General features: G+C 47.1%; 6 protein-coding genes. All 6 read right to left on the minus strand.

Annotated elements, in window-relative coordinates:
- Window positions 1–224: 224 nt before the first annotated feature.
- Window positions 225–1,052, minus strand: coding sequence for a phosphoenolpyruvate hydrolase family protein (locus tag VN379_RS10085; protein ID WP_325533379.1), 828 nt, complete (start codon window positions 1,050–1,052; stop codon window positions 225–227).
- An 11-nt stretch (window positions 1,053–1,063) separates the two neighbouring features.
- Window positions 1,064–2,281, minus strand: a complete 1,218-nt coding sequence (locus tag VN379_RS10090; protein ID WP_325533381.1) for a Tm-1-like ATP-binding domain-containing protein — start codon at window positions 2,279–2,281, stop codon at window positions 1,064–1,066.
- A gap of 267 nt (window positions 2,282–2,548) precedes the next feature.
- Window positions 2,549–3,724: an MFS transporter gene (locus VN379_RS10095; protein ID WP_325533383.1), complete on the minus strand. Its 1,176-nt coding sequence runs from the start codon at window positions 3,722–3,724 to the stop codon at window positions 2,549–2,551.
- Between the two features lie 424 nt (window positions 3,725–4,148).
- Window positions 4,149–4,592, minus strand: a complete 444-nt coding sequence (locus tag VN379_RS10100) for a universal stress protein (protein WP_325533385.1) — start codon at window positions 4,590–4,592, stop codon at window positions 4,149–4,151.
- An 18-nt stretch (window positions 4,593–4,610) separates the two neighbouring features.
- Window positions 4,611–6,194, minus strand: a complete 1,584-nt coding sequence (locus tag VN379_RS10105) for a DHA2 family efflux MFS transporter permease subunit (protein WP_325533387.1) — start codon at window positions 6,192–6,194, stop codon at window positions 4,611–4,613.
- Between the two features lie 20 nt (window positions 6,195–6,214).
- Window positions 6,215–7,198, minus strand: a complete 984-nt coding sequence (locus tag VN379_RS10110; protein ID WP_414714984.1) for an HlyD family secretion protein — start codon at window positions 7,196–7,198, stop codon at window positions 6,215–6,217.
- Window positions 7,199–7,293 lie beyond the last annotated feature (95 nt).

Genomic DNA, 7,293 nt, shown 5'->3' on the forward strand with positions numbered 1-7,293 from the left:
GTATAAGATTAGTTTGCTCATCACCCCTGATTTTTTACCTGGATTATATTCTATTTCTCATAAACATACAAAACTCCTGCCATATCCGACAAGATTTGGCAGGAGTTCTACTATTTTTCGCGATAATCTGTGAAAAGTGTATATTTATTTCGTACATTCAGGGCGTAAAATTGTTAATGCCCTATTTACTATAACGATTATAGGACTCTCTGCCGCTAAAAATTCTATTTTTTTATCGCCTTAAACGCCTCAGTTTGCTGCTTGATCCCCACTTCGGTCGCAAACCGCTCAATGCTGGAGGCACCAAAGAAGCCTTCCACATCATGGGTATTAGCGATGATATATTGTGCGTCTTCCGGTTCAGCGATGGGCCCGCCATGGCATAACACAATCAGGTTGGGATTTACCGCTTTACCGGCATCACAAATGGCCTGTACTCTGCCCACACAATCATCAAGCGTCAGCGCTGTTTGCGCCCCAATGGTTCCTTTGGTCGTTAAGCCCATATGGGCAACGAGGATATCAGCTCCAGCCCTGGCCATTTTTACGGCCTGATCGGTATCAAAGACATAAGGGGAGGTAACCAGATCAAGTTCATGCGCCTTTTTGATCATCTCAACCTCGAGATCGTAGCCCATCCCGGTTTCCTCCAGGTTCTGCCGGAATACGCCGTCTATGAGTCCTACTGTCGGGAAGTTTTGAACGCCGGCAAAGCCTTGCTCTTTTAGCTGCTTTAAGAATACTTCCATAATGCGAAACGGGTCGGTGCCGCACACACCGGCTAAAACGGGGGTGTGTTTTACTACCGGCAGCACCTCGGCGCCCATTTCCACAACGATTTTATTGGCATCGCCGTAGGAGAGCAGTCCGGCAAGCGATCCCCTGCCTGCCATTCTATATTTCCCGGAGTTATAAATAATAATTAAATCAACGCCGCCGGCTTCACCGCTCTTGGCCGATATACCGGCACCGGCACCGGCGCCCACGATGATTCTACCGGCAGCGATTTCAGCCTTCAATTTTTTCAACACTTCACTTCTAATTGGCAACATTAAAACGCCTCCTACCTGTTTCTTTCTTGGAGCAACATAACTAATTTTTGTGCGGCTGCAGTAGAAAACTCGACATCATTGATATTCGCATCAACCTCGATGATTTCAACCAGCGGATTTGTGATATTCTCTTTAAGTGTTTTAAATAATATTGCATCTTCTTCCGGGCCGTAAAAGGGTTGTCCGGGGGAATCAATCATCGAGACGCCTTGCAGTGGAAGCAATAAAGCTGCCTTAGACTGGCACAGGTTTAATTTTTTGGCAATTACTAAACCTAATTGCCTGTTTTCCTCAACGGTGGTTCGCATCAGGGTTACTGTAGGATTATGTTTATAAAAATTACGGCCGTTATATTTAGCCGGCACTGTGGCGATCGGGCCAAAATTGACCATATCCAGGGCACCGACAGAGACTACCTGAGGGATTTGGTTCAGCGCGGCGGCTTCCAGTCTCGTATCGCCGGCCGCCATGTTGCCACCCATGAGCTGATCACACCACTCGGTTGTAGTAATGTCAAAAACACCTTCAATATAACCATCTTTGATTAAACCTTCCATGGCTTTACCGCCCGTTCCTGTCGCATGGAAGATTAAAACCTCATAGCCCTGCTGTTCTAAATATTCTCTGGCCTGGTTGACACACGGCGTTGTCACTCCAAACATGGAGGCTGCAATCAAGGGTTTCTTCTCCAACACCTTATTGACTTCAAATTTCACCATTCCTGCAATGGCCAGAGCCGCATTGGTGAAGATCTTGGTTGAAATGGAGTTTAAACCGGCAACATCCACAATGGAGGGGTACATGAAGATATCGCTTGTCCCCACATACATAGCTACATCACCGGCAGCCACGGTGGAAACCATAACTTTCGGAACCCCGATCGGCAATGCCCGCATGCCGGGAGTAACCAGTGAGGTCCCGCCGCTCCCACCACAGGAGATCACACCGTCGAACTTACCTTCCGCATAGAGTTTAGGCAGTAGTTTTTCCAGCCCCCGGGATAGTACATCGGTCGCCAGAGCCCGGTCTTTGTTCGCTGCAATTTCTTTGATATCGGCACCCACAACCCTGGCAATGTCTTCATTCGAAACATCTGCTGCCAATTTCGAAGCAAATACTCCAGTATGAATCATGAACGTCTTCAAGCCCAGGCTTTGAATAATCTCTTGCAGGTAACCAAACTCGAGACTCTTGGAGTCAAACGTTCCTGCAATAGCCACTGTTTTCATCCTAACCCCTCCTTGTGGTGTATTATCAACTGCCTTATAACGTTTTCCTATATAAATAATACCGCATATTCAGCTAATTTATCTATATATTGGTCTGATATTACTGTGTTTATGTATTGTTTCAACTAAAGCTAAAATACGAGTTTGCCACTTCCCAGCCTTTAACTGAGGGGATAGGTCATTAGCCAAAAAGGTATAGGACAATTCCTATACCTTTTTGCTGAAACAATACAGATCACGTGTCTTTAGAAATAAGTACTATTGTTTTTACAACCTCTGTTGTCTGACAGTGTTTTTCGAACCCACTACCATGATCAACCCGATTGCCACCAGCAGTACTAGCGCGGAGTAACTGCTCATGGCTGTTTGAAAATCAATCAAATCAACAACCTTAGTTATTAGCAAAGGACCAAAAAAATAGCCACTGCCCCAAAACAGATAATAAGCCCCTGAGATCGTTCCTTTTAAGGAGCCAGATACTATTTCATTCAGGTAGGCCATTGACGCCAGATAGAAAACACCCATACCAAAACCTGCTAGCGTAAGTACCACTATGATTAATGGAAAGCTGCAAGCTGGCATGGCAAGAACCCCACCGGCGACGGTAACCAGCCCTGCAATCATGAAGATACTCCGGCCAAACCTGTCTGACAGCGGACCGATAATGATTTGAGAAAGGCTAATCGCTATATAGAACAAGGAAAAGAACATCCCTATATCAACGGGAGTAAAGCTTTTCTCTACAATTAGAAACACTGGAATATTCGTGTGAAAAATCCCATAACCGGCCCCGTATAGGGTGATCCCTAATAAGGAAAGCAGTGTTTTCCAGGGCCTTATCAAATTAACCATGGCCGAAATATTGAACCTGTCCATTGCCTGATATTCCCCTTTAGAGGAATGATCCACAACAAGGTAGATCGCAATCGCACCGACCAGACACCCAGCAGAGTAAACCAGAAATACAGCATTGCTGTTAACAATCCTCGCCAAGGCTACTCCCAGAATAGGGCCCAGGGCAAGACCACTATGCATAGCGGCGCTATATATGCCAATAACTTTCCCTTTGGCAAGAGGAAACCGCAATGCCAGCAATGCCGGTGCCAGTGCCCAGACCGGTGCCTCACCGATGCCTTGCAGCATCCTGGCAAAAAATATCATCGCTGAGCTTGTTGCATAGTAAAACACCAGGCCGGTAAGAGAACACAGTAAGTAGCCAAGAACAAGCAGCGGCTTAAACCCGATTCTATCGGCTAATCTGCCGCTGGGAACCTGGAGCAGCAGGTAGGAAAAGGCAAAAGCCGATGCGATATACCCCACTAATCGCCCATTGCCATCAAAATCGACGACACGTTGCGGCAGTTGAGGCATTACCATGCCTACCCCAATCATCATGAACACCACCGCCACAATCAATCCTAAGAGTGTCTTGTCCCGTAGCATAACTATCAAACCCCTTTATTGCAACATGTTTTTCGGAGTTGACGTTGCTTACGGGCCGCGGTGAGAAAAGCCTATTAAATTTTTTATTCTCGCTAAGCACTGACGTCCTCCTTAATTCGCTCCTTTCGAGCCAGGGAGGATGCCTATGATTTCATGTAAGCAGGTAATCCTTCCGGCTAGAAAAGACTGGATTTGGATTTATCGCTACTTACGGGGGGAGGCGGCGCAACTCTCGCTGCGTAACAGACAGTTATAGTTTTAGCTTCCAATTCATATTTAGGGCTCACAATAAAATCTCCTTTTTACACTTTATTACAATACAGGTATACAAACCAGGGACTAATTTTTGCCTGGCCTTGATCACTACTATTCGTGGAGCAGGTTTATTGTCTTCAACCACCGTCCCGCAGTCTTTAGGCCCCTGTTATTTAGTGACCATAACAGGGCAGGGCGCGCGGTGCAAAACATAACTACTTACGCTGCCTAATACAATTTCTTTGAATGTACCCAGGCCTCTGCTGCCCATGACAATTAGGTCATAACCGTTTGCAGCGCAAAATGACACAATGACTTCCGGGGGTGCCCCGATTTTCATAAAACCTTGGGCTTGTACTGTTGGTGGCAATTGTTTTAAAGCCTCGTCAATCATCGCTTGACCGGATTCCTGGAGATTTTCAAAAACCCGGTCCGGGATGTACACTCCCATATTGCTTTGCCCAACAGAGGATATCACTGCGGCAAGGTTAACTACATGCAATATGCCAACAGATGCCTGACACACTCCGGCCAGATAAGCAGCATAATCCAACGCTCTTTGGGAATTATCCGACCCATCTACCGGAACCAGAATATTACGGAATGCGAGCATTTTAACCCCTCCAATACGTTAATGAGTCTCTGGCGACACCAGACTGGAACTGCCCGGCTTCCGGCGAATAAACAGCGCCAGCAAACCACCGCAAAAACACACCAGGGAAACAGTATAGAATACATCCTGAAAGGACAATATGGTAGCCTGACGGGAAATCATCTCATTTAAGATCGCCTTAAACATTACATACTGCTGCGGCAGAAATCCCTGTCCGGTTAACCAGCCATGGGCAGCCGTCAATAACATTGAGCTGTCCATTCCCTGGTTTCCCCACAAAACCTGCAGCAGCCGGAATATTTCCGGTGAAGAATGGGTCGCTGGATTTAAATATTCCTTTAATACCACAGTATGATAAATTTCGCGCCGAGTCAATAGTGTTTCGGCTAAAACTACGCCCATACTGCCACCAATAATTTTCGCCAGGTTAAAAATCCCGGAGCCGACGCCGATTTTGTCCTGGGGAAGTGATGCTACAGCGCAATTTGTTAATGGCGACATTGTCAGGCCAAGTCCCATTCCAAAGAGTGACAGGCGGATGAAGAAGTCATGGCTTGAATAGTCAGCACTGATCGTATCCAATGAATAAAGGGCGCCAGCAATCATCATAATCCCGGTAAACGCCGGCAGGCGCGAACCGAAACGGTCAGCCAGTCGCCCGCCGATCGGGGAGAAGACTACCATGGTCGCGGTTAGTGGCAGTAACATCAAGCCTGCGGTAGTGGAGCTATAACCCAGAATTGATTTCAGGAAAAACGGCAGTAAGAAATTGCCGCCGAAGAAGGCAACAAATGATACAAACCCGACTAAATTAGCCACAGTAAATGTGGCGTTGCTAAATAACCGCATATCAATCATCGGGTTTTGCACCTTTAATTCTACTGCCAGGAATAATACGAATGCTGCAAAGGCCAGGTAGAGTAACGACAAAATATAAAGTGAATCCCAGCCTTCCTTTTGGCCCTGGTTCAGGGCAACAAGCAGGGCACTGATGCTGGTAATCAATAAGGCTGCCCCCAGATAGTCAATGGTGACGGCCGAATTCCGGCTGGATTTCGGGATTACGGCTACAGCAAAGATAACACTTAGTACGCAGACAGGTCCAACAGAAAAGAAAACCCATCGCCAATCAAAACTCTCGATTAAGTAGCCTCCGACTGTCGGCCCCATCGCACTGCCGGCAGCCGCCATAGCACTCCATACGCCTAAAGCCTGGCCCCGCTCATGAGCACCAAAGGTTTCGGCAACGATAGTCATTGCATTGGGCAATAACATCCCGGCTCCGATTCCCTGAATAATCCGGAAGATGATCATCATCGCCGAATTTGTGGCAATACCGCATAGTAAAGATGCCGCCGTAAATAAGATTAAGCCAAATATGTACACCGTTTTGGCCCCAAATTGATCACCCAGCTTGCCGGTCAATGGCAGAATGGAGCCATAGGGCAACATATACCCCAGCGATACCCACACGATGGAGTCCATATTAAAGTTTAGTGCTGCCATAATATTGGGGAGGGCAATGTTAACGCAGCTGCTGACATAGGCGCTAAGAACTGTTCCCAGGCACACAGCGCATAAGATAGCATATTTTTTCAACATAATAAACCCTTCATTCCTTGTTACCTGGTGATAATATGAATGACAGCCGACATTCCCGGCTTTAGAACATACCCGGATTCTTCAGCCTGTATTTTGATCGGCAGCCGCTGCGTAACCTTGGTAAAGTTAGCAGAGGTATTCTCTGTCGGCAACAGCGCAAACTGTGATCCGGATGCAGGACCGACCTCAATTACCTGGCCGGTGAATTGTTGATTCGGGTAAGCATCGATGGTAAACTCAACGTGTTGACCTACCTTAACGCGACCAATGTAGGTTTCCTCAATATTTGCGCCAATCCATACATCGGAAAGATTGCTGATACTGAATAGTTGCTGACCAAAGGAGACTATTTCGCCCTCTTCGGTTGACTTAAGGGCAATTACCCCGGAAACAGGGGCTTTAAGCGTTGTATCCGCCAATTGGATTTCAGCGTTTTTTAATATGGCCCGGGCCTGTTGTACCTGAGCCTGGCCCACCATTATATCTTCTTGCCGTGAGCCTTCAACACTCAGGCTATATTGCTCAGTAGCTGCGCTGTATTGAGCCTGGGCAATCTCAAATGCGGTTCTGCCGGCATCACGTTGCTGAATAGCGATCGCCCCTTGTTGATACAATTCTTCGTCCCGTTCACTATTTCTCCGCGCATTCTCCATACTGGATTTTGCTTGCAAGACGGTGGCATTAGCCTGTGCTATCTCTTGCGGCCTGTTGCCGGCCGTCGTCGCCGCCAGCTTAGCCTGCGCCATCGCCAGATTAGCCTTCGCCTGGTCCACCTGTGCTTCAAATTCCTGCTGTTCAAGCGTAGCGATTACCTGACCTGCCTTGACAGTATCGCCTTCTTTAACTAATATTTTTCCGATTCTTCCACTGATTTTTGCACTCACTGCAACGATTGTACCTTTTACCCTGGCGTCATCTGTGGCTACAATCCGGCTACTATGAATCCACCACCATAAGCCGCCGGCAATCAAAATCGCCGCCAGCAAACCGCAAATCATGATCATGTGACGATTGCTTAGTTTTGACGTGCCTGTACTCACAAATTTCCCCTCACCTTTTCCTCTGGTTATAACTCTTACTGTAATTAGATATGTTGTAT

This window comes from Sporomusa sp., assembly GCF_035561255.1.
Lineage (GTDB): Bacteria > Bacillota > Negativicutes > Sporomusales > Sporomusaceae > Sporomusa.

Coding starts and splice junctions, on each gene's coding strand:
- VN379_RS10085 (WP_325533379.1), bottom strand. CDS start 1,052: ATGTTGCCAATTAGAAGTGAAGTGTTGAAAAAATTGAAGGCTGAAATC.
- VN379_RS10090 (WP_325533381.1), bottom strand. CDS start 2,281: ATGAAAACAGTGGCTATTGCAGGAACGTTTGACTCCAAGAGTCTCGAG.
- VN379_RS10095 (WP_325533383.1), bottom strand. CDS start 3,724: ATGCTACGGGACAAGACACTCTTAGGATTGATTGTGGCGGTGGTGTTC.
- VN379_RS10100 (WP_325533385.1), bottom strand. CDS start 4,592: ATGCTCGCATTCCGTAATATTCTGGTTCCGGTAGATGGGTCGGATAAT.
- VN379_RS10105 (WP_325533387.1), bottom strand. CDS start 6,194: ATGTTGAAAAAATATGCTATCTTATGCGCTGTGTGCCTGGGAACAGTT.
- VN379_RS10110 (WP_414714984.1), bottom strand. CDS start 7,198: ATGATCATGATTTGCGGTTTGCTGGCGGCGATTTTGATTGCCGGCGGC.